Below are 23,964 nucleotides of genomic sequence, written 5' to 3' on the forward strand. Positions count from 1 at the left end.
CTTGTGACACGAGAGCGAGCGTGACAGAGGATACAAGGTTTTTTTTCGGATCAAGAGGAGGATCGTATGGACCGTGAGCGATTTATCAAAATGATGGCGGAAGCCAAAATGTACGACCTGACGCAGGACTGCAGCATCTTCACTCCGCCTTTCCCGGGCGACAAAGCGCTGGAAGTGCACTTCTTCAAGCGCGTCACCGGTGCCTACGGCGGCGGTCAGGGCGCCAATGGTCAGATTCTCAACTGGAGCAACAGTGTGGGCACCCATCTGGTGGGTGAAACTGCCTTCCATTCCGGCGGGCGGCGCATTTCCGATATCCCGTTGAGCGATTTGTGCGGTCCCGGCGTGATTGTGGACATCTCGGACATGGTATCCGATTACAGCATCTACACCCCCGAGATGATCATGAAGAAAGCCGATGTTCGCCCCGGCGATATTCTGATCATCAATACGGGCTATCACCGCTATTCATGGGATCAGCCGGATGTGGTCAACCCTGAGGCGCAGGGCGGTGTGGAGTCCAAAGAATTCGGGTTCTACGTGCGTCATCCCGGTCCCTCGATGGACTTCTACAAATGGGCGCTGGACATGAAACTGAAGGTCATCGGTGTGGACTGCGGTTCTGCCGAGCACCCCATGAACACCACCATCCGCTACATGCACGAGAATCACTTCCGCCGCGCCGAAGAAAAACTGATGCGCGAGCACGGCAAGAAGTGGGAAGAGATGTTCCCGCCGGATGAGTACTATCAGTTAACCCACATCACCATGCCGAAGAACCATCTGGTGTTCCTGGAGGCGGTGGTGGGCGAAATCGATAAACTCAAGAACCAGCGCGCGTGGATTACCATCATGCCCATCCCCTTCATGGAAGTGGAATCGGCATGGGCACGGGTTGCCGCCTATCAGGCGCCGGAGTGGATGAGCGAAGCCGAGTTCTACGAGGCGATGAGCAAAGCCGAAATGCTCGACATGACTGTGCCCTTCAGCGTGCAGACCCCGCAGTGGCTCAACTACGTGCCGTTGAGCGTTACCTATCACCGCCGCGTGGGTGGGCAGTATTTCGGCATGGGACGCAACAGTTCCATCTGCAATGCTTCCATCCATCTGGCAACCCACATGGACGGCGAGAAACACTTCTACCCCTCTGGTCGCACCATTGGGCAGGTGCCGCTGTCTGAATGGGTGGGTCCCGGCGTGATTGCCGATATTTCCCATCTGGTGAGCGATGCCAGCGTGTACACCCCGCAGATGATTGAATCGGTGGTGGACATCCGCAAGGGCGATATTCTGGTCATCAAGACCGGCTGGCACCGCTATGGCTGGATCAGCCCCGAGTCGGATGAATTCCGCTACATGGTCAAGCATCCGGGTCCTTCGCCCGATTTCTCCGAATGGGCGGCAAAACTGGAACTGAAGTGGATTGGTGTGGATGCGGTTTCGGCGGATCACCCGATGAACACCATCATGCGCATCTGGCATCCCAAGACCTTCCAGGAAGCCAATGAGAAACTCAAGCGCGACTTCGGCAAGACCTGGGATGAGATGTACCCGCTGGATAAATACTATCAGGATATGCATCTCAACCTGTTCCCCAAGCGCATCGTCCACGCCGAGAATCTCGGCGGCGATATTGCCCGCGCCTCCAGCGGACGTTATTACATCGGCTGCTACCTGCAAAAGGCAATGGAAGCCGAGTCCATGTGGGGTCGCTTCGTTGCCTTCAAGGAAGGCGAATAACGTTTTTTGAATGCAAGTCTCCAGGGTGGTTTCATCTCTCTGGAGACTTGCAGTTAACCGCAATGGGAATGGAGGTTCTTAATTTATGAAACCGATACCCTTTGAGTATTTTGCTCCAACCAGTACCGAAGAAGCGCTGGAACATCTGGCGAATCTCGGCTATAACGGAAAAGTACTGGCAGGAGGGCAAAGCCTCATCCCTGCGATGAACTTTCGCATGGCGCGCCCCGGGGCACTGGTGGATTTGAATGGCATCCCCGAACTGGCGTACATTAAACCCACTGCCGATGGCGGGCTGGCGATTGGCACCATGACCCGCGACAGCAAGGTGGAGCACAGCCCCGAAGTGGCTCAGCGCTTTCCTTTGTTGCTGGAGGTGATGCCCAATATCGCCCACCCGCAAATTCGCAACCGCGGGACCTTTGGCGGCTCAATTGCCCATGCCGACCCGGCAGGACAGTTGCCCGCGATTTCCATCGTTTTGAACGCCAATCTCAAGGTGCTTAAAAAGGGTGGGGAGCGCTGGGTCAAAGCCGAAGAGTTCTTCCTCGGTCCGTTCATGACCGTCCTCGAGCCGGAAGAGATGCTGGCGGAAGTGGTGTTGCCCGGTTTACCCCCGCACACTGGCAGCAGTTACCAGCAGGTTTCCCGCCAGAAAGGTGGTTACTCTCTTGCAGCAGTTGCCTCGGTGGTTACGCTGGATACAGCGGGAAAATGCACCAGCGCCCGTATGGTGATGATCAGTGTAGGGGATGTGCCCATCCTTTCTGAAGCCGCCACACGCATCCTGGTTGGGCAAAAGCCTACCCCCGAAGCCATTGCCGAAGTGGCAGAGATTGCCGCCAGCAAGGAAATTGATCCCGGCACCGACATTCACGCTACAGCCGAGTACCGTCGCCACCTGGTTCGTGTGCTGGTGAGGCGGTCGCTCTCTACTGCGTTTGAACGAGCCGCAAAATAAGGAGGGAAACGTGACCACGCATACGATTAAAGTCAAAGTAAATGGCGTTGAGTACGTTCGGGAAGTGGAGCCCCGCCGTCTGCTCAGTGATTTCCTCCGGCATGATCTGGGTTTGACCGGCACGCATGTGGGTTGCGAGCATGGTCTTTGCGGCGCCTGTACCATCCTGTTTGATGGCGAGCCGGTGCGTTCCTGCCTCATGTTTGCCGTTCAGGCAAATGGACATGAGGTGACTACAGTGGAAGCGCTGGGCACTCCCGAAAAGATGCACCCCCTGCAGGAAGCCTTCCATGAGAAGCACGCCCTGCAGTGTGGATACTGCACGCCGGGTTTCCTGATGACCCTCAAACCCTTCCTCGAAACGCATCCCAACCCCACCGATGAGGAAATCCGCGAGGCGATTGATGGAAACCTGTGCCGTTGCACCGGTTATGAACACATCATCGAAGCCGTCAAACTGGCGGCTGAGAAGATGGCTACCCGTTCGTAGGGAAAGGAGAGGTTACCGTGGCTGGACGAGTTTTTGGTCAAAGCATTCCCCGCAACGAGGACCCCTACCTGTTGACGGGTCAGGCAAAGTTCATTGATGATATTGAACTGCCGGGCATGCTCCATGCCGCTTTCTACCGCAGTGATTACGCTCATGCGCGGATCAAGAAAATTGACGTGTCAGAGGCGCGCAAACTGCCCGGTGTGATTGCCGTGTACACGGCAGAAGATTTTGGCGAGTTTGTGCGACCGGGTCCCCTGCAGGTTCCACCGCCAACCGCCATTAAAGGCTCCATTTTCCACGCCCGCCCCTTGATGCCCATTGCCAAGGATAAAGTGCGTTACTCTGGCGAGCCGCTGGCAGTGATCATTGCGGAAAACCGCTATATCGCCGAAGACGCCATGGATTACATTGTGGCGGAACTGGAACCATTACCGGCGGTAACGGATCTGGAGAAAGCCCTTGAACCCGGCGCACCGCTGGTGCATGAAGACCTTGAAAGCAATCTGGCGGCGCTGGTCAAGCAGGAGCGCGGGAATTATGAAGAAGCCGCTGCCAAAGCCGATGTGGTCATTAAGAAAAAGATTTATGTGGATCGCGGCGCCGGTGCGGCAATGGAAAACCGCGGTCTTGTGGTCAACTGGGACGACCGCGCCCGCGAAATGACCATCTGGGCAACCACACAGGCGCCCATTCCTTTGCGCAACAGCATTGCCACACGCCTGGGGTTGTTCGAGGAACAGGTGCGGGTGATCACCCCCTTCATTGGTGGCGGATTTGGTCCCAAGATTATGACCTCACAGCCGGATGATGTGTTGCTGCCCATCATTGCCATGTGGTTGAAGCGCCCCATCAAATGGATTGAAGACCGCCGTGAGAACTTCCTCGCCACCACTTCGGAGCGCGATCAGATCCACTACGCCGAAATTGCCCTTACCAGAGACGGCATCATTCTGGGCGTGAAGGATGTGTTCTATCACAACACTGGCGCTTATGACCCCTACGGCATGACGGTGCCATTGAACACACAGACTCACACCGTGTCCTGCTATGAAGTGCCCAATTTCTACACCGAAATCCGCATGGTCTTTACCAACGAGTATGTGGTGACGCCAGTCCGCGGTGCGGGACGCCCCGAAGGCGTGTTTGTGATGGAACGGTTGCTGGACTACGCCGCCCAGGAACTGGGCATGGATCCGGCAGAAATTCGCCGCCGCAACCTTTTGCGCAAGGAACGCTTCCCGTATCCCACGGGCATCATTGGGCAGGACTTTGTGGAAGGTGTGCTGGATAGCGGCGATTACCCCGAAACCCTGCGCCGGGTGATGGAAGTGATTGAGTACGAAAAGTTCCGCAAGGAAATCCAGCCGCAACTGCGTGCTCAGGGCAAGCATAAGGGCATCGGCATTGTCTGCTTCACAGAAGGGACAGCAGTCGGACCGTATGAAGGTGCGCGCGTCACGGTTGGCGCGAATGGCAAGGTGACCGTGGCTACCGGCATCAGCACCCAGGGTCAGGGACACTTCACCGTCTTTGCGCAAATTGCCGCCGAGCAGTTGGGTGTGGACGTCAAAGATGTCAATGTGATTACCGGCGATACCGGACACTTCCACTGGGGTGCGGGCACATTTGCCAGCCGGGGTATGGGCGTTGCCGGGACGGCGGTATACAATGCTGCCGTCAAGGTGCGCCAGAAAGCCCTGCAATTTGGCGCCAGGTTCCTGGGCGTTTCTGAAGACGAAGTAGAACTGTGCGACGGCAAGGTATGTGTCAAAGGTGATCCGTCCCGCAGTATGCCGCTGGGCGAAATTGCTCTCAAAGCCAACCCTACCCGCGGCACAATTGAGCCCGGGGTGGAACCCGGTCTGGAAGCCACAGCATACTTTGGACCTCCTTACGGCGCAACCGGTGCAGGTGCGGTGGCAATGATTGTGGATGTGGATCCCGAAACGATGGCGGTCAACATCGAGAAGTTTGCCATTGTGCATGACTGCGGTACGGTGGTCAACCCCTTACTGCTCGAAGGGCAGGTGATGGGCGGCGTGCACATGGGCATTGGCAACGCCTTCTATGAGAAGATTAAATACGACGAAAACGGGCAGTTGCTGACCGCTTCGCTGATGGACTACCTCATTCCGCAAGCCACCGACATGCCCAAAGAGATGATTGTGGAGCATCTGGAGACGCCTTCGCCGCTCAATCCTCTGGGGATGAAAGGGGTGGGCGAAGCAGGCGCAATTCCCACTCCGGCATGCTTCATGCAAGCCCTGGAAGATGCGCTCTACGAGTACCGCCTGCAAATTGACGAGACGCCGCTGAATCCCAGCCGGCTGTGGGAACTGGTGCAGCAAGCGCCCAAAAAGTAAATGATCGGGAGTGAAGCCCCGTGATTTTAAAAATCTCATATACAATATTGAGGAGGATATTTATCCATGCAACTCGAAGGTGAACACGTTTTCAAGGGACCGCGCGAAGAAGTGTATGCCATGTTTCGCGATCCTGAAGTGCTGGCAACCGCCGTGCCCGGTGCGCAATCGTTAACCAAGATTGACGACCAGCATTTCGAAGGTGCCATGAACATCCGCATTGGTCCGGTCTCCGGATCTTTCTCCGGGAAGGTGGAAGTTGCCAATGAGGTTTACCCCGAAAAATTTACCCTCATCGTGGAAGGTCGCGGCGCACCTGGATTTGCCAAGGGCATGGGAGATGTGGAACTCATCGATCAGGGAGATGGCACAACCCTGTTGAAGTACTCCGGAGACGTTCAGATCGGCGGAACCCTGGCGAGTGTGGGACAGCGCATGATTGACAGCGTAGCGAAAAGCATCATCAAGACTGCCTTCGAGACGTTGGACAAAGCCCTGGAAGCCCGCCTGGCGGCAAAAGCGGGAAGCGCCCCGGTAGAATTCAAAGCCCCCACGGAGGCAGAATTTGCCGCCGCCGTAACCAAAGACATGGCATCAGGGTTATCAAAGGTAGCGGAAGTGCGTATGCTCTTTTATGTCATCCCGCTGATTGTGGTGCTTGTCATTGTGGCATACCTGCTTTCGCACTAAAGTTGTGGATAGGGTGATTCGAAGGGGGCGAATCACCTTTATCGAAATTCCTCAACGAAAAACGGGCATGGAGGAGACAGCGCCCGGAGAAGAGGAGAAAAGGAGGTGGTTATCGAGGGTACGTGAAGCGTTTTTCTCATCCCTGTGGGCTGGCAAACCCACAAAGTTTTCAACCGTTTTTTCATCCAAAATCACCTGTTCCATATTTTTTCTTCGGAGGAAGGAAGTCACATGGCTACAACTGCTAAAAAACCTGCAGTGATGGGGTACCTTCCCAATGACGTTCCGCCGTTCGGGCAGATGGTTCTGCTGGGCTTCCAGCACGTGCTCACCATGTTCCCCGCGACGGTGTTGTGCGCCATCCTGATGAAGTTCCCCGTCAGCACTGTGTTGACCATCACCGGTCTGGGCACGGTCGTGGCGTTGCTCGGTTCCAAGTTTGCCATGGGGAAATACATCCCCCTGTACTACGGTTCGTCCTTCTCTTACATTGCGGCGGTAACCGCCATTATGCAGGCAAAGGGTGTGGAAGGACCCGTTGCTCCGCCCGAAGTGATTTCGGTGGTGACGGCGGGCTTCATCGCCACAGGAACGATCAACATCATCGTTGGCTTGATCATCCGCCTCTCCGGTGGGAAGGAAGCCATTGATAAAGTTTTGCCCCCCATCGTCACGGGTCCGGTGGCATGCACTATCGGTATCGGGTTGGGCGCGGCAGCGTTGAACATGTCAAGCGGTGCTTGCTGTGGCGTTACCGATCCGGTCATGCAACTGAAGTGGTGGGCGGCGGCGACCGTTACCCTGCTGGCGGCGTTTATCTTCTCCGTGTATCTGCAGGGCAAAGGCTTCATTGGCATGCTCCCCATCCTTCTGGCGGCGATCTTCGGCTACATTGTGGCCATCCCACTGGGACTGGTGGACTTCTCCAACTTTGGCAAGGAAGCCCTCATCCGCGCCCCAACGATCACCTTCCCGGTCTTCAATGACCCTCTGACTGCCACGGTCATCATCGGTGTTGGTATCATGGCGATTGCGACCATCCCGGAATCCACCGCTCACCTGTATCAGATCAGCCTGTATGTGGATCATCTGGCTGAGGAACAGGGACGCGAGAAATACGGGCTGGCTCGCTACATCGGTTTGAACCTGATGCTGGACGGTTTGAACGATCTGGTCAACGGTCTGTTCGGCTCCACCGCGGGAACGAACTACGGCGAGAACAACTCGCTGATGGTGATCAGCCGCAACTACTCCGGCCCGTCCCTGCTGGCGGCGGGTGTGATTGCCATCCTGCTGGGCTTCATCGGACCGCTGGCAGAAGCCGTGGCTTCGATCCCCACTGCAGTGAGCGGTGGTCTGGCGATCTACCTGTTCGGCGTCATCGGCATGCAAGGTATTGCGCTGATGATGGCGGAGAAAGTTAACCTGTACGATCCCAAATCGCTGGCAATCGGCGCAGCCATCCTGATCATCGGTATCGGCGGCAACATCGGTTTCTCCGGTGGCTTCCTGCCGATCCCCTTGCTTCAGAGCGTGTTCCCCTATGGCTGGCCCGCCATTGCGACGGGTGCTGTGGTGGGTATCATCCTCAACCTCATCACCATGGCGTGGAAACCGCCCATGGAGCGCGCCTCTGTCGAGCATTAGTCTTGTAATCTGACACCTGTGCAGGCGGAGCCTGCACCTCTCGGGGCTCCCGGTGCGGAATGGATTCTTCATCGGGAGCCCTGAACCTTCCAGAGCAGGATTCAGGGAGTGAGCATGATTCTGGTCAGCGGTGCGGCAGGAAAAACGGGTCTGGCGATCATCCAGGCGTTGTCCAGACGGGGGAAATCTGTACGGGCATGGGTGTATCGTGAGGAACAACGTCAGCGGGTGCTGACGCAGGGCGCCGCAGAGGTTATCACAGGGGATATGCTTGAGGAGCGGGTGTGGCGGGAGGCTCTGCAGGGAACGGAGGCGGTCTACCACATCTGTCCCAACATGAGCCCCGATGAGGGAGCCATAGCGGACATTCTACTGAAGGTACTTTGCCGTCTGAATGGCGTGCGTCTGGTGTATCACTCGGTACTGCATCCTCAGGTCGAAGCCATGCCCCATCACTGGGCAAAGATGCGGGTGGAAGAGCGCATTTTTGCCAGCGGGGTTCCGTTTACCATTCTCCAACCCTGTGCCTATTTCCAGAATCTGCTGGCATTTCGTCAAAGTGTGCTGGAGCAGGGCGTTTTGAGCATCCCCTATTCCATTCAGGCGCGCCTGAGCATGGTAGATTTGCTGGACGTTGCCGGGGTTGCGGCAAAGGTGCTGAGCGAAACAGGACATGAGGGTGCCATCTATGAACTGGCGGGTCCTCAACCGGTTTCACATGAGCAGGTTGCCGCAGTTCTTTCGCGCCTGTTGAACCGCCTCATTCAGGCGCAATCGATTCCGTTGGAAGACTGGATTCATCAGGCGGAACGTTCCGGAATGTCTGCCTATGCTGTGGAGACGCTTGCAAAGATGTTTGCCTATTATGACGCGCATGGTCTGATTGGCAATGCCCGTGTGCTGGAATGCCTGCTGGGTCGTGCGCCGGTTTCGCTGGAAACCTTTTTATCTCGTGAATTTTTACCCTCAGGAGAGTAAATGGATTCAAACCGCAGTCAACACTATAACTTCACCTATGAAGCCATCCCGGTGATGTTTCACAGCCAGACCAATCAATTTATGAAGTACCTGGAGAAGGATGGCGTAAAGTTCCTGGAGTTCTGGTGGGATCATGTGGGGGAACGCCTGCCCGAAGAGCGCCTGAGCGATTTCAAAGATGTGGCGTGTGAAATCACTCCCGTGGACAAGCAAACCAAAATGGCCATCATCCGCCTGCCGGTGCCAGCGGCAGAAAAGGAAGCCTTTTACATTGGATTGATCAGCCGCCCGGAGCGGCGTTTTGCCTGGGTGCGTCTGCCCAATACCTCGGTGGTATGCCTGATTCGGCGGGAGGGCGAGGCATTTCCCAACGGCACAGAATTGATTGAACTGACCCCATCGGCGCGGGTGGTGCCGATGGGGGCGGGACCTGCCCCTGATTGGGAGGCGTTCAAACAGGTTTTGCTCAAAATGGTCAAGAAGGGGTGAGGAGGGAAGCACCATGAAGATTGACTGGGGTACTGTGGTAGTGGGTCTGGCAATTCTGGTTGTGTATGGGCGCATGGCATTGATCCGCGGGCGCAAGCGTCGTCTGGAGCGTCAGGCACTGCTGGAACAGAAACGCGAAGCCAAAAAGCAGAAGAATCGTCCCCATACGCCGGTAGCACAACCCGAGCCGGGAGTCAAAATCACCTATCAGGTCATTTCCTGGTGGCTGGTTGGCGGCGGCTTGCTCATCACGCTGGTCGGGATTGCCATGCGCTATTCCACGCTGTTCCCGGTAACGCTTCAGCCCTACTGGTGGGCGGTGACGGCAGCGGGGATTCTGTTGTTTGCCTTCAGTTTCAAGTGATGAATATTACATTTGTAAGACAAGTAAATGTGATAAAGGTCAAACTTGTCAAACAATTTGGATTGTGCTACCATGATGGTGTCCAATTGCAAAAAATCGCGAAAACAGCACTCAATGGGAACCACAGAGTTAACCTCATCGGTGCGGGAAAACCGCCCGCACGAGGAGTATTTGTTTTTTTGAGGAGGTGAAGCAGCGGAAACGGGAGAAACCGTGGGAGGAGTGCAAGATCAGGTGATGTGGAAAGATGTTTTTTCCCTGCGCTGGCAGGAGTCTTGAGAAAGACACGATCCGTTTTATAGAGAAGGAAAATCGTATGCAAAATCCTCATCCTGGACTTCCTGAAATTGAATATATCAAACCGGCATCGCTGGAAGAAGCCAGCAAATTTTTAGCGGCTCATGCCGGCGAAGCCCGCCCCTTCCTGGGCGGAACGGATACCTTCGTGCGCCTGCGCGATGGCGCCTGGAAGGATAAGTATCTGGTTGATGTCAAGGGGCTGGACGGCACGGCGCAGGTTTCCTTTGACCCGGAAAAAGGATTGACCATTGGCGCTGGCGTTGCGATGAACCGGGTGGAAGCCATGCCGGAAGTTCGCGAGCATTATCCTCTGCTGGCGGAAGCTATCCGAACTGTTGCCAGTTACCAGTTGCGCAATCGTGCCACCATTGTGGGCAATATCTGCAATGCTTCACCGGCGGGCGATACCATCGGTGCGTGCATGCTGTACGGCGGCGTGCTCAAGGTGTTTGGCGCGGATGGCGTACGCGAGGAACCGCTGGACACCTTCTTTAAAGGTCCTGGCAAGACCAACCTGAAACCCGGTGACATTGCCCTTTCGCTCACCCTGCCTTTACCCCCCAGAGGTCATGTGGGACGCTACATCAAGGTAGCCCGCAACAAACTGGGTGATCTGGCGATTGTAGGTGTTTCTGTGCTTGCCTATCCCGATGCCACTCTTGCATCGGGATATCGTTTCCTGATTGCGCTGGCTTCGGTTGCCCCGGTACCTCTGCGTGTTCCGGCAGCAGAGAAAGTGCTGGCGGAGAAAACCATTGACGAAGCCACCATCGCCGAAGCGGCGCAGATTGCCATGGATTCCTGCTCACCGATTGATGATGTGCGCGGTAGCGCTCAGTATCGCAAACTGATGGTGCGCAATATGACGCGCCGCGCGCTCACCGAAGTCTGGCAAAAACTCACTCAGGCAGCCTGATCCCGGGCAGCCATTCACAACAGGAGGATTTCCTATGGGTTATCACCGTATTACCTTAACCGTCAACGGAGTCATGGAACTGGTGGATGTGCCGTCCAACATGACCCTGTTACAAATGTTGCGTGAAAAACTGGGCTTGACCGGCACGAAGAATGGTTGCGCTTCGGGTGAGTGTGGTGCCTGTACCGTGATGTTGAACGGTGAACCGGTCAATTCCTGCATGGTGCTGGCTGTGGAGTGCGATGGCGCCGATGTGGTCACGGTGGAAGGGCTCGCCAAGAACGGACAACTGGACCCCTTGCAGGAAGCCATTATCGAGACGGGCGGAGTCCAGTGCGGTTTCTGCACCCCCGGTATTCTTATTTCGTCCCGGGCGTTATTAAACCGCAAACCCAAGCCCACTGAATTTGAAATCCGGGAAGCCATCTCGGGCAACCTGTGCCGATGCACAGGCTACAACCGCATCGTCGAAGCGGTGAAAAAAGTCGCTGGAACGGAATAGCGGAAAGGAGAAACAACCATGGCAGTCGCTGAAAAACAACAAACCGTCATTGGCGCCAGTGTGCCGCGCCTGGATGTGCGCGAAAAAGTTACCGGCGCCGCGGTGTATGCCGATGACATTCAATTTGGTCCCGGATTGCTGCACTGCCGGGTGAAGCGCTCACCCATTCCGCACGGCATCATCAAGCGCATTGATACCAGCAAGGCAGAAAAATTGCCCGGCGTCAAGGTGGTCGTTACCGGTGCTGATTTCCCCGATCGAATCGGTCTGTACCTGAAAGACCGCCACATCTTCGCCCGGGACCGCGTGCGCTTTATCGGTGAGCCGGTTGCCGCCGTTGCCGCTGTGACCGAAGAAATTGCCGAGAAGGCGCTCGAACTGATTGAGGTGGAATACGAAGAACTGCCCGGTGTGTTTGATCCGGTTTACGGCGCTTCGCCGGAAGCCCCCCTTCTGCACCCCGAACTGGGCACTTACGAGTATCCCAACTTCATCTTCCCCAAACCCGGCACAAACATTGCCAACCATTTCAAGATCCGCAAGGGCGATACCGAAGCCGCCTGGCCCCAGTGCGCCGCAATTGTGGAACATACCTTCCGCATCCCGCATGTTCAACATGTCCCCATTGAACCGCATGTGGCGGTGGCAAAAGCCGAAGAAAACGGGCAGGTGACTCTGTGGGCAAGCACGCAATCGCCGTTTGCTCAGCGTGCGTTGATTGCCAAAGCCCTCCATATCCCCGAAAGCAAATTGCGGGTGATTGCCCCGTTCGTGGGCGGTGGCTTTGGATGTAAGGCGGGTGTGACCATGGAAGCCATTCCCGTCGCCGTAGCGCTCAAACTGCCCGGTTATCCCATCAAACTGCGCCTGACCCGCGAGGAAGAGTTCTACACCAACTTTGTCCGCCAGGGTCTGGTTATCAAGATCAAGGTCGGGTGCGATAAGGATGGCAACCTGCTGGCGCTGGAAAACACCATGTACTGGGACGGCGGCGCGTACACCGAATATGGCGTTAACGTCACCCGCGCAGGCGGTTACTCCAGCACCGGTCCGTATGATATCCCCAATGTCAAGACCGACAGCATGTGTGTGTACACCAACCATCCAGTCGGTGGCGCATATCGCGGCTTTGGCATGGCGGAACTGCATACCGGCATTGATCAGGCAATGGATATGCTCGCTGAGAAGATCGGCATGGACCGCGTGGAGTTCTTCAAGAAGAACTGCATCCGCGGCGGCGATGTGCTTGCCACCGGTATGGTGATTCATGATGTGGGCATCGAAGATTGTATTGATGCTGTCGCCAGAGACCTCAACTGGGGTGTGAAAGAGAAGCCCTCCGGTCCCAATAAAGTGCGCGGCAAGGGCATTGCCCTCGCCTGGAAAGCCCCGGCAATGCCGCCGAACGCAGGTTCTTCTGCCATTGTCAAACTGAACGCCGATGGCACGGTGGACGTCAGCGTGGGTGGTCAGGAGATCGGGCAGGGCACCTTTACCGTCATGGCGCAGATTGCCGCTGAGACCCTCGGTGTGCCCTATGAGAATGTGCGTGTTACCGGTCCCATTGATACCCGCTACAGCCCCTACGAGTGGCAGACGGTTGCCAGCCGCCTGACCTGGTCAATGGGCAATGCGGTGCGCAATGCGGCGCTGGATGCCCGCCAGAAGGTGCTCAACGTGGTGGCGGAAGCCTGGCAGCAGGATCCCAAAGAACTGGATATCAAGAACGGGTATGTCATTTCCTATCGCACCGAAGACACCATGCCTCTGAAGGACGTGGTGGTGTACGGCATTCCCAAACCCAACGATCAGGGCTGGATTGGCGGTCCCATCGTCGGCACCGGCTCGTTCATGCCCACCTACGTCACCGGGCTTGACCCCGAAACCGGTCAGGGTGACCGTGCAGTGGTGCATTACACCACCGGTGCGCAAGGGGTTGATCTGGAAGTGGACCTTGAGACCGGGCAAATCACCATCCTCAAAGCCGTTTCGGCGTTCGACGTGGGGAAAGCCATCAACCCCGAACTGGTCAAACAGCAGATGGAAGGCGGCATGGTGCAGGGGCTCAGTTCGGCACTCTTTGAGGAGTGCAAACTGGAAAAGGGTGTGATGCGCAATCCCTCCTTTGTGGATTACCGCATTGCCACCGCCATTGATGTGCCCCCCATCATGGATACCTTCATCATTGAACACGCCCAGGACGATGGTCCCTTTGGCGCGCGCGGGATCGGCGAGCATCCGCTGGTGCCGTCCATTGCCGCGGTGGCTTCGGCGTTGCATGACGCGCTCGGTATCCGCATCACCAACCCGCCCTTCAGCGCCGAGAAGGTCTATCTGGCACTAGTGGAAGCCGGACTGGCGAAGTAATCATTGGCGATCAGGCAGGTTGGGGACTGTTTTCAGCCCCAGCCTGCCTTTGAGGATGTGACAATTGACAGGCTTTTTAGCATGAAAGTCCCTTGAATTGTCTGACATTCTTGCTTACACTGAGTACGGTCATTCTTTCAATTTTATAAACGATGGAGAGGAGCAATGACAGATTCCAACGTGAATGCTCAACCGACGAGTGGGGAAGCGGAACAGATGGATGAACGCCAGCACCTGTACAAAAAACTGCAGGAATACCGCGAAAAACTTCTTGAAGCAGGTGGAAAAGACCGCATTGAAGCCCAGCATGCCAAGGGCAAATTGACGGCGCGCGAGCGCATCGAAAAATTGCTGGATGAGGGCACATTCCAGGAAATTGACGCTTTCATGGTGCACCGTCACAGCGACTTTGGTATGGACAAATCACGCTTTTTAGGCGATGGCGTGATTGCCGGCTTTGGCAAGATTGACGGCAGACGGGTGTGCGTTTTCTCGCAGGATTTCACCGTACTGGGCGGGTCCTTTGGCGAGGTCGCCGGTCAGAAAGTCTGCAAGATTCTGGACATGGCAATGGAGGCCGGCGTTCCGGTGATCGGTTTGAACGACAGCGGCGGTGCGCGTATTCAGGAAGGCGTTCACAGCCTTTCGGCTTACGGTGAGGTCTTTTACCGCAACACCCTCGCCAGCGGCGTTATCCCGCAAATCAGCGTAATGCTGGGACCCTGCGCGGGTGGTGCGGTGTACTCGCCAGCGCTGATGGACTTCATTATCATGACCAAAGGCATCAGCAACATGTTCATCACCGGTCCGGAAGTTATCAAGACGGTCACGGCAGAAGTGGTGGATGCCGAGACGCTGGGCGGTGCCATGGCGCATTCAACGATCAGTGGTGTGGCGCACTTTGCCACTGAGAACGAGGAAGAATCCTTTGCCACGGTGCGGCGCCTGCTCTCGTACCTGCCGCTGAATAACGCCGAACCGGCTCCGGCAATCGAGCCGTATGATGATCCCAATCGTATGGATGAGGGCTTGAACGCCATCGTTCCGGCGAACCCCAATGAGCCTTACGATATGAAGCAAATTATCGAGAAGGTCTTCGACCTGGGTTCGTTCTTCGAGGTGCACGCCAACTTTGCCCCCAATGCCATTGTCGGCTTTGCCCGTCTGCATGGGCAATCGGTGGGTGTGGTGGCGCAACAGCCCGCCATGATGGCTGGGGCGATTGACATCAACGCCGCCGATAAAATTGCCCGCTTTGTGCGTTTCTGCGATGCCTTCAACATTCCATTGATTACCTTCTCCGACTCGCCCGGCTTCATGCCCGGTGTGGCGCAGGAACATGGCGGCATTATCCGTCACGGTGCCAAGATCGTCTATGCCTACTCTGAGGCTACTGTTCCGAAACTGACCGTGGTGACCCGCAAGGGCTATGGCGGCGCCTATATCGTGATGGGTAGTAAGCACATCCATGCGGATCTGGTGTTTGCCTGGCCCATGGCTGAAATTGCAGTGATGGGTGCGGAAGGTGCAGTGAACATCCTCTACCGCAAGGAAATCAGCAATCACCCCGATCCGGCGGCAGAGCGTGCCCGTCTGGTGGCGGAATTCCGCGAGAAATTTGCCAACCCGTACCGCGCCGCCGCCTCGGGTTACGTGGATGATGTCATCATGCCTTCGGAAACCCGTCCGCGTCTCATCGCCGCTCTGGAACTCCTGCGCGATAAACAGGTGAGCCAGCCCAGCAAGAAACATGGTTCCATCCCGCTGTAAACCGTTTGACGGAGGTGTTCTTTGAACGGTGATTTTATGCAAGGTCTGACCGTCAGCGTGCTGGGAATTCTGATCACCTTTACCGCGCTGGGGGTATTCATTCTCATTATGATTGTGCTTCAGCGGCTTTTCCCTTACCGTGAGGAAGAGGAGGAGCAGGCCGAGGTAGCGCAGATTGAAACCAGCCAGCCCGCTGAAGAAACGGGCGTTTCACAAGAGGGAGAAATCATTGCGGCAATTGCTGCGGCAGTGGCTTATTTCCGCCTGCGCGCCAACCCGCAACTGGGAAATTCCTTCCAGGAAGGACGCAGTCGCTGGTGGTTCTCCCGCCGTCTGGAAGCCATTGAAGGAAAAACGCGAAAACGCTAGGAGAAAGGCATGAAGAAAATCAAGGTCATCGTCAACGAAAAACCTTATGAAGTCGAAGTGGGTGATATGAGCATTTCCCCCTTCACCGTGGTGGTGAATGGACAGTCCTATCAGGTCACGTTGGAAGGTGAACAGGTGCAGGAAGTTCGCCCCGTAGCGAGCGTTCCCACTGCTCCGGCGCCTCGCCCGGCGGCACCGGTGCCCGCTCCCGCGCCAAAACCAGCCACTGTCCCTGCTGCCAGTGGGGATGTGCTTACCGCGCCCATGCCCGGCGTCATTCTGGATATTGCTGTCAAACCCGGCGACAAGGTGACGGTTGGACAGCAGTTGTGCGCACTGGAAGCGATGAAGATGAAGAACGCCATTCGCTCACCGCGCGAAGGCACCATTGCCAGCGTGGAAGTGCAGGATGGCCAGCGCGTCAATTACGGCGAAGTCCTGTTCCGTTTCTCGTAAAGAGGTCGTATGGATCTTTCCAATCTCAGTATCCTCTTACAGGCTGTTCGGGAACTGGGCTGGCAGAATATCGTCATGCTGGGCGTGGGCGGATTTCTCATCTTCCTCGCCGTCAAGTATGAATTCGAACCGAATTTGCTTCTGCCGATCGGTTTTGGCGCTATTTTGGGCAACCTGCCGCTCACCGGTGTGACCGAAGAAGGCGGTTTTCTGAAGACCATCTACGACTTCGGCATCAGCACCGAATTGTTCCCGTTATTTATCTTCATCGCCATTGGCGCGATGACCGATTTTGGTCCACTGCTGGAAAACCCCCGCATGGCGTTGCTGGGCGCCGCCGGACAACTTGGTATTTTCACCACCCTCCTGCTGGCTCTGCTGATTGGTTTTCCGCTCAATGAAGCCGCATCTATTGGCATCATTGGCGCCATTGATGGTCCTACCGCCATTTATGTCTCCAGCAAACTGGCGCCGCATCTTTTACCTGCCATTACTGTGACGGCGTACAGTTACATGTCGCTGGTACCCATCATTCAACCGCCAGTCATGCGTCTGCTCACAACCAAAGCCGAACGGCGCGTGCGCATGCCCTACACCATCAAACCGGTTTCGCGGGTGGTGCGGGTGCTCTTCCCCATTGTGGTCACCGTTCTGGTCTCGTTGATTGCCCCGAAGGCGTCCCCGCTCATTTCCGCTCTGATGTTCGGAAATCTTATCCGCGAGTCGGGCGTGGTGGAACGCCTGAGCGAAGGTGCGCAGAACGAACTGGCGAATCTGGTTACCCTCTTCCTCGGTCTGGTGATCGGCTCGACCATGGAAGGCAGGGCGTTCATCCAGCCGCAGACGCTGGCAATTCTGGGGTTGGGTTTGCTGGCATTCATCCTTGACACCGTGGGTGGCGTGCTCTTTGGCAAGTTGATGTATGTCCTCTCCGGCAAGAAATTCAACCCCTGTATTGGCGCGGCGGGTATCAGCGCCTTTCCCATGTCGGCACGCATTGTCCAGCGCTTTGTTTCGGAAGAGGATTTCGAGAATTTTGTGCTCATGCATGCCATGGGTGCCAATGCCGCAGGCCAGTTAGGCAGTGTGGTGGCTGGCGGCGTTGTGCTGGCGGTACTTGCGGGTGTGTTGTAAAGTTTGGGGCGTCTCTGGAAGGATTGTGCAGAGGTGCCAGTTCATTCAATCTAATCTGTTTTTGAGGAGGAACGTATGAAACTGATTGATCTGACTATCCCATTGGGAATCGGAACCCCTGCCTGGCCCACCTATGAGCCGTTGCAGGTTAAGTACTTCAAGCGGCTTGCCCCAAACGGCGCCAACGGACAGTTGTTGACCCATTCCAACCATCTGGGCACGCATCTGGACGGGGAAATCCATTTCTATACCCCCGGAAAGGATATGGCGTCGCTCACCATGGACTATCTGGTGCACGAAGCCGCCATCGTGGATCTGAGCGATGTATGCGGCGATTATGATGTGTACACCAGCAAGATGATTGAGGATCGTGTGGAAGTCAAAGAGGGTGATATCCTGGTTATTCACACCGGCTATCATCACTTTGGATGGGACATGCCCACCGCCGATGAGGTGCGCTATATGGTCAAGCATCCAGGTCCCGACCGCGAATTCGCCGAATGGGCAAAGAAGAAGAAACTGCGCTGGATCGCCGTGGACTGCGGAAGTGCCGATCATCCAATGAATACCATCATCCGCACCTGGATGCCCCGCCAGGCAAAGGAAGCCGAGTATGTCTTCAAGAAGAAGTACGGCATGTCGCTGGAAGAGTTCTTCTCCGATGACAAGTATCAACTGATGCACATCGAAATGTTCCCGCATGAGATCATCCATGCCGAGTGCTTTGGCGGTGAGATTGATCTCCTGCTCAACCAGCGCTTTACGGTGGGCTTCTTCCCGTGGCGGTTTGTGGATGGCGAAGCCTCAATCGGGCGCGCAGTGGCTTTCGTGGACGATGACAAGTACGAAGAACTGATGAAGAAACGCGAGAGCATGCCCAAGACCCGCTTTGGCGATGCCTATGATCCCACGCATGTGGAGCGTCTGAACGCCATTTCGCGCGCCAACCTGTCGTAAGGGGATTCCCTCTGTTTTCTCGTGGGGAGAAACAGCGGTGTAACCGGAATTCGTTTTATTCATATCGAAAAGGAGTTCTGTATGAAATTCGATCTGCCAACCAAAGCCTCTCAGGAAGTTCTCGAAATTGATGCCCGAGAAGTGGAAGCCGTTCTTCAGGGACCTTCCATGAAAATGAAGCCCTGGCCCGGTGCCATGGTGCCGTTGAAGGATGGACGCATCCTCTACATCCGCGAGGCGCGGCTGGATGAGGTGCCTTTGATGCTTTCTTACCTCAAGCGCTTCCTCGATGTGGACCATGACTTCTATGACATTGTGGGCGCCCGCGTGTACTCCGAGGTGCTGGGCTGGTACCGCAAGCGCCTTAAGGACCCCTACACGCTGGTTGGCTTGATTGATGGCTTGTGGGCTGGCTTTGCCAACGGGCGTCTGATGAACGAGGACATCAACATCAGTCTGCACACCATGGCACTGGTGCGCGGCGGGCGCATTGGCGCTGCCATGTACTACGCCAAGGCGTACTATGGCTTTGAAATCCTCGGCAACAAAGAGTGGTGGGCAACCTACGAGTCCTACAACGGCTGGCTCCGCTGGGGCTTGGGCATGGCGCAACCCTCTTACCCCTGGCCCGAGTATCAGCACGAACTGGGCGGCGCCCGCGTGTACTACATTACCAAGAAGTACTGGGATCAACTGGTGAAGGATTATATTCGCCAGATGGTCGGCGCCGACCTTGACTTCAACGTGCCTGATGAGGTCCGCAAAGCCAATGAGGTGATGCGCGTCCCGGATGATATTCTGGTATAGTTGACCTCTGGTTATGTGAAAAAGAGGGCGCCGTGAGGCGCCCTCTTTGTTTCGGATTGAGTTGCCTTAATGATGTGCGCGAACAGCCTGAAGCGCGCGCATTCCTGATGCAATGCCGGTCAGGGCATCTACACCGGAGGAACTACCGTATTCCTGCAACGTATGGAGAATACCCGCTTCGTTCAGAGAGCCGGTTAAAAAGCCATCCACGGCTCGAATGAGACGCTCATCTGCGCTTCCCTCGCATGCGCAGGCAATCAGGTTGGCGCTTAATGCGGTGGTCTTCTCGAAGGCAATTTCAACCACCTGACGATGCAGGGCTTCGATGGTGTCGTGTAGCGAATTCAACCCCGGCATGCGGCTCAAGAGCAACATCAGCCCAACGATGAAATCATCTCCTGAGGGGGTAAGTCCTCTGCCTGTGCCCATCAGAGCGGTCAGGGCAGACATGCTGACTTCCACCGGCTGTGTAAAGAGATTTTTGAGAATGAGGATGTTGGCAATGGTGGACTGGAGCATGGCAGGAATGGTGGGCGGATGAGGATCGTCCATGATGAATGCCAGCATAGGGACCAGTCCAACCCCACGGTGTACATACAGGGCGCTTTCGCTCAACCGCTTTATGCTTGCCCACAGGTCTTCATTGGGAAGAATGTTTGCTGGCGGAGCAGGTGGGAGCCACAGGGTTTCTTCGCTCAGAGTGATGTGCGTATTCAGCGTGGGCAGGCTGATTTCATCGGCTTCCACGTGAACTTCCTGCCCAATATAAACGGGCAGAGGTTCAGCAGGTCTTGGAGTAAGGTTGAGCGTCAGCGGACCCCGATAGGATTCATAAGAGAGAAAGAACACCCGTTGAGGGGGGATAAGGACAAAGATCCCTTTGGAGGTTGACCCTGTAACCCTTCCGGTAGCCGGAAAACTCAATCCTTTCAGAGCAGCATAGCCAGTGGATTCACAGCGGTACATACGGACATACGTGGCAGGGGGATTTTCCATATCGGTTTAATCATAACACAACCTCTGAATAACTTCGGAGATATTCATCGCTCGAACAGGCGGAATGAAAAGGTTTGCATTATTGTAAAGTTCCTGTGCTTGCAGATTGTTCCCACTGGGGCTAAAATCAAAGTGTATGAGTGTACCGCTGGGTCCCATTCTTGTTGTTGAAGATGTTCCCCATGTCCGGGAGTTGCTTGAGGTTACCCTGCGCTTTAAGGGGTATCCGGTGGTGACTGCTGCGGATGGACTGGAAGCCCTGGAGTTTATTGCCAGAGAGCGCCCTGCGCTCATCGTAGCCGATATTCTCATGCCGCGCATGGATGGATTTGCCATGGCGCATGAGATTCGCAAGAATCCGCAAACCCGCTCCATCCCCATCATCTTCGTCTCTGCGACGTATGTCACCCCGGAAGACAAGAAATTTGCCCTCAGTTTTGGCGGGGTGCGCTTTATCGAGAAGCCGATTGACACCGAGGACTTCCTGCTGACCGTGGCGGAGGTGCTGACATCGGACTCTCCCAATGTGCCTGCCCCGATGAACGAACGCGACTTCTATCAGGGTTACCGCGAGCGGTTGGAGCAGAAACTGCGCCACAAGAACACGCAGATTTCCCGCACCGAACGTTTGCTGGCTACCTTACCCGATGAGCAAAAACCGGCTTTTGAAACTCTGCTCAAACAGGCACTTGCCGATCGGGACGAAATCCAGCGAGAACTGGATCAACTGTACAGGATTCTGGATGAGATGAAGGGGTTAAGTTAAACCCTTTATTGCGGAGTCTCCTTCTGCGAGTCCCCTGTTCAGGCAGGGGACTTTGTATTGAAAGGAGTATAATCAATGCCATGTTGCCAGAACTGGAAGATCTGAAAATGTTTGCCCGCGAAGCGGGCGCTGTGTTGCTGGAGGGCTTTGGACGCAAAATGGCGGTGGAGTACAAAGCCCGCATCAATCCAGTTACCGAGTATGACCGCCGTTCGGAAGACCTGTTGACCCGCCTCATTCGCTCGCATTTTCCATACCATGCCATTCTGGGCGAGGAAAACGGTCATCAGGACGGGCAGAAAGAGCATCTGTGGATTATCGATCCGCTGGATGGTACGACCAATTTTGCCCACGGCATGCCCATCTTTGCGGTTTCGATTGCCTACGCTTACCGGGGACAGGTACAGTTAGGGGTGGTTTACGACCCTTATCAGGATGATCTCTTCTGCGCCGAGCGTGGACAGGGCGCCTGGCTGGGTGATCGGCGTTTGACCGTTGAAGGTTCTGAGGATTTAATCCACAGTCTGCTTATCACCGGTTTTGCCTATGAAAACTGGGTCATTGAGACCAACCTGCAATTTTTTGCCCATTTCCACCGCCGCTGTGAAGGGGTGCGCCGGTTAGGCGCGGCGGCGCTGGATTTGTGTTATGTTGCCGCTAACCGTGCCGATGGTTACTGGGAAGTCTCGGTGAATCCGTGGGATCTGGCGGCGGGCGGGCTGGTGGCAGAAGAGGCTGGTGCCCGCGTCACCCGCATGGATGGCGATCCCGACTACCTTCGCCCGCCCTGCAATGTGCTCTGCGCCAATCCGGTGTTGCATCAGGTCATGCTGGAAGAGATTCAGAACGTGGCAATTCCACTGTACCCAGCGCCGTAAGCATTTGGGAGACGAACCCGGCGGCATCTTGAACCGGATTTAACGCTGACTCTACCCGTGCAATCAATGCCGAGCCGATGATGACCCCGTCGGCAATCCGGCTGACGCGGCGGGCTTGTTGAGGGGTGCTCACGCCAAACCCGACTGCCAGCGGGGTTTGAGCAACAGCACGCATCCTGTCAACAAACGCCTCCAGGTCCGGCGGGAGTGCGTCTCTTGCGCCAGTCACGCCAGTGAGCGAGACCAGGTAAAGAAATCCCCGCGTGGTTTCGGCAATCTGTCGCGCTCTTTCGATTGAGGTGGCTGGTGAAACCAGAGAAATGAAAGCCAGTCCCTCTGCATCGCACAAAGCGCGAAAACCAGCACTCTCTTCCGGGGGAAAATCCGGCAGGATAACCCCATCTGCACCGGCGTCCCGGCAATCTCGAACAAAGCGCTCCATGCCATACGCCAGCACCGGATTCAAATAGCCCATCAATACAATGGGTTGTTTTACTCCCCGGCGGCGCAAAAGGCGTACCGTTTCCAGACAGCGCCGGGTGTTCATCCCTTGAGAGAGCGCTGTCTGGGTGGCATGCTGGATGGTCGGTCCATCTGCCAGTGGATCGGAGAAGGGCATGCCTACCTCCAGCACATCGGTGCCGTTTTGCGCCAGCGTTTCCAGCACTGCCAGCGAAGTCTGTTCATCCGGATAGCCTGCCGGGTAATACAAAATCAATGCCGCCCGCTGTTGGGTTCGGGCATTTTCAAAAGTCTGGGTGATGCGTTCAATTCCGTTCATCCGTTGCTCCGGTTTAAGGCTTTCAACACGGTTTCCAGATCTTTATCCCCGCGCCCGGAAAGGTTCACCAGCAGGATGCTGTCACGAGGCAGGGTAGGAGCGCGGCGCATGGCTTCTGCCAGTGCATGGGAGGACTCCAGCGCAGGTAAAATCCCTTCTGTGCGGGCAAGGGCCTGAAAGGCTTGCAGGGCTTCCTCATCGGTCACGCTGGTATATTCTGACCGTCCAGTTTCCCGCAGGTAAGCATGTTCTGGACCGACTGCAGGGTAATCCAGTCCGGCAGAGATGGAATGGGTGGGAAGGACCTGCCCGTCCTCGTCCTGGAGCAGGTAAGTGTATGTGCCGTGTAAGACGCCCGGTCTCCCGCGCAGTGGGTCGGCAAAACGGGCGGCATGCCTGCCGCTCAGGATGCCCTCTCCGCCGGCTTCGACACCAATCAGAGCCACATCCTCGTCGTCCAGAAAAGCGCTGAACAACCCGATGGCGTTTGAGCCGCCGCCCACGCAGGCAATACAGGCATCCGGCAGGCGTCCTTCGGCTTCCAGAATCTGTGCGCGGGCTTCTCGCCCGATCACCGACTGGAAATCCCGTACGATGGTGGGGTAGGGGTGCGGTCCCAGCGCTGACCCAAGCAGGTAATGGGTGGTGTGCACATTGCTCACCCAGTCGCGGATGGCTTCATTCACGGCATCCTTCAGGGTGCGGGTGCCGCTTTCCACGGCTCTAACTTCTGCGCCCAGCAGTTTCATACGCTGAACGTTGGGCTGTTGCCGGGCAATGTCCACGCTGCCCATGTACACCACGCATTCCATGTCCAGCAGGGCGGCGACGGTGGCAGTGGCAACGCCGTGCTGTCCGGCGCCGGTCTCTGCCACCAGGCGGCGTTTTCCCATGCGTTTTGCCAGCAGGGCTTGCCCTAAGGCATTGTTGATTTTATGTGCGCCGGTGTGGGTCAAATCTTCACGCTTCAGGTAAATGCGCGCCCCACCCAGTTCTTCCGTAAGGCGTTCGGCAAAGGTCAATGGGGTGGGACGTCCAACATAGGTCTTCAGTAAATGCGTATAGATTTTATGAAACTCCGGGTCTTGCCGCGAATGGCGGTAGGTTTCTTCCAGTTCCTGTACGGCAGGCATGAGCACTTCAGGAATGTACTGTCCCCCAAAGACGCCAAACCGTCCTTCGGCAGATTGTGTGGTGATGTAAGATAAAGTTTCCATGGTGAATTCTCCGTTGAATGTTG

The 23,964-nt window shown here is 56.1% G+C and carries 23 protein-coding genes; 20 read left to right on the forward strand and 3 right to left on the reverse strand.

Features of this window, described 5'->3' with window-relative positions; all coding sequences use genetic code 11:
* Positions 1-66 precede the first annotated feature (66 nt).
* From LHF31_RS04635 to LHF31_RS04720, 18 genes are all read left to right on the forward strand, one after another.
* Positions 67-1,740, forward strand: a complete 1,674-nt coding sequence (locus LHF31_RS04635) for a cyclase family protein (protein WP_303773688.1) — start codon at positions 67-69, stop codon at positions 1,738-1,740.
* Between the two features lie 85 nt (positions 1,741-1,825).
* A complete protein-coding gene (locus LHF31_RS04640; protein WP_298007427.1) occupies positions 1,826-2,701 on the forward strand; it encodes a xanthine dehydrogenase family protein subunit M in 876 nt (291 codons plus the stop codon).
* 10 nt (positions 2,702-2,711) lie between these two features.
* Positions 2,712-3,191 carry a (2Fe-2S)-binding protein gene (locus LHF31_RS04645; protein WP_298007430.1) on the forward strand — a complete coding sequence of 160 codons (480 nt, stop codon included), beginning with the start codon at positions 2,712-2,714 and terminating at the stop codon, positions 3,189-3,191.
* A gap of 17 nt (positions 3,192-3,208) precedes the next feature.
* Entirely contained in the window at positions 3,209-5,557 is a 2,349-nt protein-coding gene (locus tag LHF31_RS04650) for a xanthine dehydrogenase family protein molybdopterin-binding subunit (protein ID WP_303773691.1), read from the forward strand.
* Positions 5,558-5,623: 66 nt separating this feature from the next.
* On the forward strand, positions 5,624-6,247 hold the full coding sequence (locus tag LHF31_RS04655) for a carbon monoxide dehydrogenase subunit G (protein ID WP_298007656.1): 624 nt from the start codon (positions 5,624-5,626) through the stop codon (positions 6,245-6,247).
* A gap of 231 nt (positions 6,248-6,478) precedes the next feature.
* Positions 6,479-7,894: a uracil-xanthine permease family protein gene (locus LHF31_RS04660; RefSeq protein WP_298007658.1), complete on the forward strand. Its 1,416-nt coding sequence runs from the start codon at positions 6,479-6,481 to the stop codon at positions 7,892-7,894.
* A 114-nt stretch (positions 7,895-8,008) separates the two neighbouring features.
* Entirely contained in the window at positions 8,009-8,872 is an 864-nt protein-coding gene (locus LHF31_RS04665) for an NmrA family NAD(P)-binding protein (protein ID WP_298007670.1), read from the forward strand.
* Complete coding sequence (locus LHF31_RS04670; protein ID WP_298007660.1) at positions 8,873-9,361, forward strand: hypothetical protein; 489 nt, start codon at positions 8,873-8,875, stop codon at positions 9,359-9,361. It begins immediately after the preceding gene.
* Between the two features lie 13 nt (positions 9,362-9,374).
* Positions 9,375-9,725, forward strand: coding sequence for a hypothetical protein (locus tag LHF31_RS04675; RefSeq protein WP_298007662.1), 351 nt, complete (start codon positions 9,375-9,377; stop codon positions 9,723-9,725).
* Between the two features lie 316 nt (positions 9,726-10,041).
* A complete protein-coding gene (locus LHF31_RS04680) occupies positions 10,042-10,941 on the forward strand; it encodes a xanthine dehydrogenase family protein subunit M (protein ID WP_298007664.1) in 900 nt (299 codons plus the stop codon).
* 73 nt (positions 10,942-11,014) lie between these two features.
* On the forward strand, positions 11,015-11,443 hold the full coding sequence (locus LHF31_RS04685) for a (2Fe-2S)-binding protein (RefSeq protein ID WP_363324778.1): 429 nt from the start codon (positions 11,015-11,017) through the stop codon (positions 11,441-11,443).
* A gap of 18 nt (positions 11,444-11,461) precedes the next feature.
* Positions 11,462-13,810 carry a xanthine dehydrogenase family protein molybdopterin-binding subunit gene (locus LHF31_RS04690; protein ID WP_303773696.1) on the forward strand — a complete coding sequence of 783 codons (2,349 nt, stop codon included), beginning with the start codon at positions 11,462-11,464 and terminating at the stop codon, positions 13,808-13,810.
* 216 nt (positions 13,811-14,026) lie between these two features.
* Positions 14,027-15,580 carry an acyl-CoA carboxylase subunit beta gene (locus tag LHF31_RS04695; RefSeq protein ID WP_363324745.1) on the forward strand — a complete coding sequence of 518 codons (1,554 nt, stop codon included), beginning with the start codon at positions 14,027-14,029 and terminating at the stop codon, positions 15,578-15,580.
* 21 nt (positions 15,581-15,601) lie between these two features.
* Positions 15,602-15,949 carry an OadG family transporter subunit gene (locus LHF31_RS04700; protein WP_298002931.1) on the forward strand — a complete coding sequence of 116 codons (348 nt, stop codon included), beginning with the start codon at positions 15,602-15,604 and terminating at the stop codon, positions 15,947-15,949.
* A 9-nt stretch (positions 15,950-15,958) separates the two neighbouring features.
* A complete protein-coding gene (locus LHF31_RS04705; protein ID WP_298002930.1) occupies positions 15,959-16,405 on the forward strand; it encodes a biotin/lipoyl-containing protein in 447 nt (148 codons plus the stop codon).
* 9 nt (positions 16,406-16,414) lie between these two features.
* Positions 16,415-17,539: a sodium ion-translocating decarboxylase subunit beta gene (locus LHF31_RS04710; protein ID WP_298002928.1), complete on the forward strand. Its 1,125-nt coding sequence runs from the start codon at positions 16,415-16,417 to the stop codon at positions 17,537-17,539.
* Positions 17,540-17,614: 75 nt separating this feature from the next.
* On the forward strand, positions 17,615-18,496 hold the full coding sequence (locus tag LHF31_RS04715; RefSeq protein ID WP_298002926.1) for a cyclase family protein: 882 nt from the start codon (positions 17,615-17,617) through the stop codon (positions 18,494-18,496).
* A gap of 81 nt (positions 18,497-18,577) precedes the next feature.
* Positions 18,578-19,303 carry a hypothetical protein gene (locus tag LHF31_RS04720; RefSeq protein ID WP_298002924.1) on the forward strand — a complete coding sequence of 242 codons (726 nt, stop codon included), beginning with the start codon at positions 18,578-18,580 and terminating at the stop codon, positions 19,301-19,303.
* 66 nt (positions 19,304-19,369) lie between these two features.
* Here LHF31_RS04720 and LHF31_RS04725 read toward each other — a convergent pair whose 3' ends face one another.
* Positions 19,370-20,299, reverse strand: coding sequence for a DUF2877 domain-containing protein (locus tag LHF31_RS04725; protein WP_298002921.1), 930 nt, complete (start codon positions 20,297-20,299; stop codon positions 19,370-19,372).
* A gap of 136 nt (positions 20,300-20,435) precedes the next feature.
* Between LHF31_RS04725 and LHF31_RS04730 the strand changes: the two genes are divergently transcribed.
* Positions 20,436-21,065 (forward strand): response regulator, encoded by a 630-nt coding sequence (locus LHF31_RS04730; RefSeq protein ID WP_298002918.1) that lies wholly within the window; start codon positions 20,436-20,438, stop codon positions 21,063-21,065.
* A gap of 80 nt (positions 21,066-21,145) precedes the next feature.
* The gene (locus LHF31_RS04735; RefSeq protein ID WP_298002915.1) at positions 21,146-21,943 is read left to right on the forward strand and encodes an inositol monophosphatase family protein; all 798 of its coding nucleotides are present in this window, start codon (positions 21,146-21,148) and stop codon (positions 21,941-21,943) included.
* Here LHF31_RS04735 and trpA read toward each other — a convergent pair.
* Both trpA and trpB read right to left on the reverse strand, forming a co-directional pair.
* The gene (trpA, locus tag LHF31_RS04740) at positions 21,891-22,724 is read right to left on the reverse strand and encodes a tryptophan synthase subunit alpha (protein ID WP_298002912.1); all 834 of its coding nucleotides are present in this window, start codon (positions 22,722-22,724) and stop codon (positions 21,891-21,893) included. The two genes, LHF31_RS04735 and trpA, sit on opposite strands and share 53 nt — an antisense overlap.
* A complete protein-coding gene (trpB, locus tag LHF31_RS04745) occupies positions 22,721-23,941 on the reverse strand; it encodes a tryptophan synthase subunit beta (protein ID WP_303773700.1) in 1,221 nt (406 codons plus the stop codon). Before trpB ends, trpA begins: the two co-directional genes overlap by 4 nt.
* Positions 23,942-23,964: the final 23 nt, after the last annotated feature.

It is taken from the genome of Anaerolinea thermophila, from assembly GCF_020723905.1.
GTDB classification, from domain to species: domain Bacteria; phylum Chloroflexota; class Anaerolineae; order Anaerolineales; family Anaerolineaceae; genus Anaerolinea; species Anaerolinea thermophila_A.

Excerpts from the sequence above, each read along its gene's own strand:
- LHF31_RS04690 (WP_303773696.1), top strand. The coding sequence starts at position 11,462 with ATGGCAGTCGCTGAAAAACAACAAACCGTCATTGGCGCCAGTGTGCCG.
- trpB (WP_303773700.1), bottom strand. The coding sequence starts at position 23,941 with ATGGAAACTTTATCTTACATCACCACACAATCTGCCGAAGGACGGTTT.
- LHF31_RS04695 (WP_363324745.1), top strand. The coding sequence starts at position 14,027 with ATGGATGAACGCCAGCACCTGTACAAAAAACTGCAGGAATACCGCGAA.
- LHF31_RS04660 (WP_298007658.1), top strand. The coding sequence starts at position 6,479 with ATGGCTACAACTGCTAAAAAACCTGCAGTGATGGGGTACCTTCCCAAT.
- LHF31_RS04655 (WP_298007656.1), top strand. The coding sequence starts at position 5,624 with ATGCAACTCGAAGGTGAACACGTTTTCAAGGGACCGCGCGAAGAAGTG.
- LHF31_RS04710 (WP_298002928.1), top strand. The coding sequence starts at position 16,415 with ATGGATCTTTCCAATCTCAGTATCCTCTTACAGGCTGTTCGGGAACTG.
- LHF31_RS04720 (WP_298002924.1), top strand. The coding sequence starts at position 18,578 with ATGAAATTCGATCTGCCAACCAAAGCCTCTCAGGAAGTTCTCGAAATT.
- LHF31_RS04725 (WP_298002921.1), bottom strand. The coding sequence starts at position 20,299 with ATGGAAAATCCCCCTGCCACGTATGTCCGTATGTACCGCTGTGAATCC.
- trpA (WP_298002912.1), bottom strand. The coding sequence starts at position 22,724 with ATGAACGGAATTGAACGCATCACCCAGACTTTTGAAAATGCCCGAACC.
- LHF31_RS04635 (WP_303773688.1), top strand. The coding sequence starts at position 67 with ATGGACCGTGAGCGATTTATCAAAATGATGGCGGAAGCCAAAATGTAC.
- LHF31_RS04685 (WP_363324778.1), top strand. The coding sequence starts at position 11,015 with ATGGAACTGGTGGATGTGCCGTCCAACATGACCCTGTTACAAATGTTG.
- LHF31_RS04680 (WP_298007664.1), top strand. The coding sequence starts at position 10,042 with ATGCAAAATCCTCATCCTGGACTTCCTGAAATTGAATATATCAAACCG.
- LHF31_RS04715 (WP_298002926.1), top strand. The coding sequence starts at position 17,615 with ATGAAACTGATTGATCTGACTATCCCATTGGGAATCGGAACCCCTGCC.
- LHF31_RS04670 (WP_298007660.1), top strand. The coding sequence starts at position 8,873 with ATGGATTCAAACCGCAGTCAACACTATAACTTCACCTATGAAGCCATC.
- LHF31_RS04665 (WP_298007670.1), top strand. The coding sequence starts at position 8,009 with ATGATTCTGGTCAGCGGTGCGGCAGGAAAAACGGGTCTGGCGATCATC.
- LHF31_RS04735 (WP_298002915.1), top strand. The coding sequence starts at position 21,146 with ATGTTGCCAGAACTGGAAGATCTGAAAATGTTTGCCCGCGAAGCGGGC.
- LHF31_RS04705 (WP_298002930.1), top strand. The coding sequence starts at position 15,959 with ATGAAGAAAATCAAGGTCATCGTCAACGAAAAACCTTATGAAGTCGAA.
- LHF31_RS04640 (WP_298007427.1), top strand. The coding sequence starts at position 1,826 with ATGAAACCGATACCCTTTGAGTATTTTGCTCCAACCAGTACCGAAGAA.
- LHF31_RS04730 (WP_298002918.1), top strand. The coding sequence starts at position 20,436 with ATGAGTGTACCGCTGGGTCCCATTCTTGTTGTTGAAGATGTTCCCCAT.
- LHF31_RS04675 (WP_298007662.1), top strand. The coding sequence starts at position 9,375 with ATGAAGATTGACTGGGGTACTGTGGTAGTGGGTCTGGCAATTCTGGTT.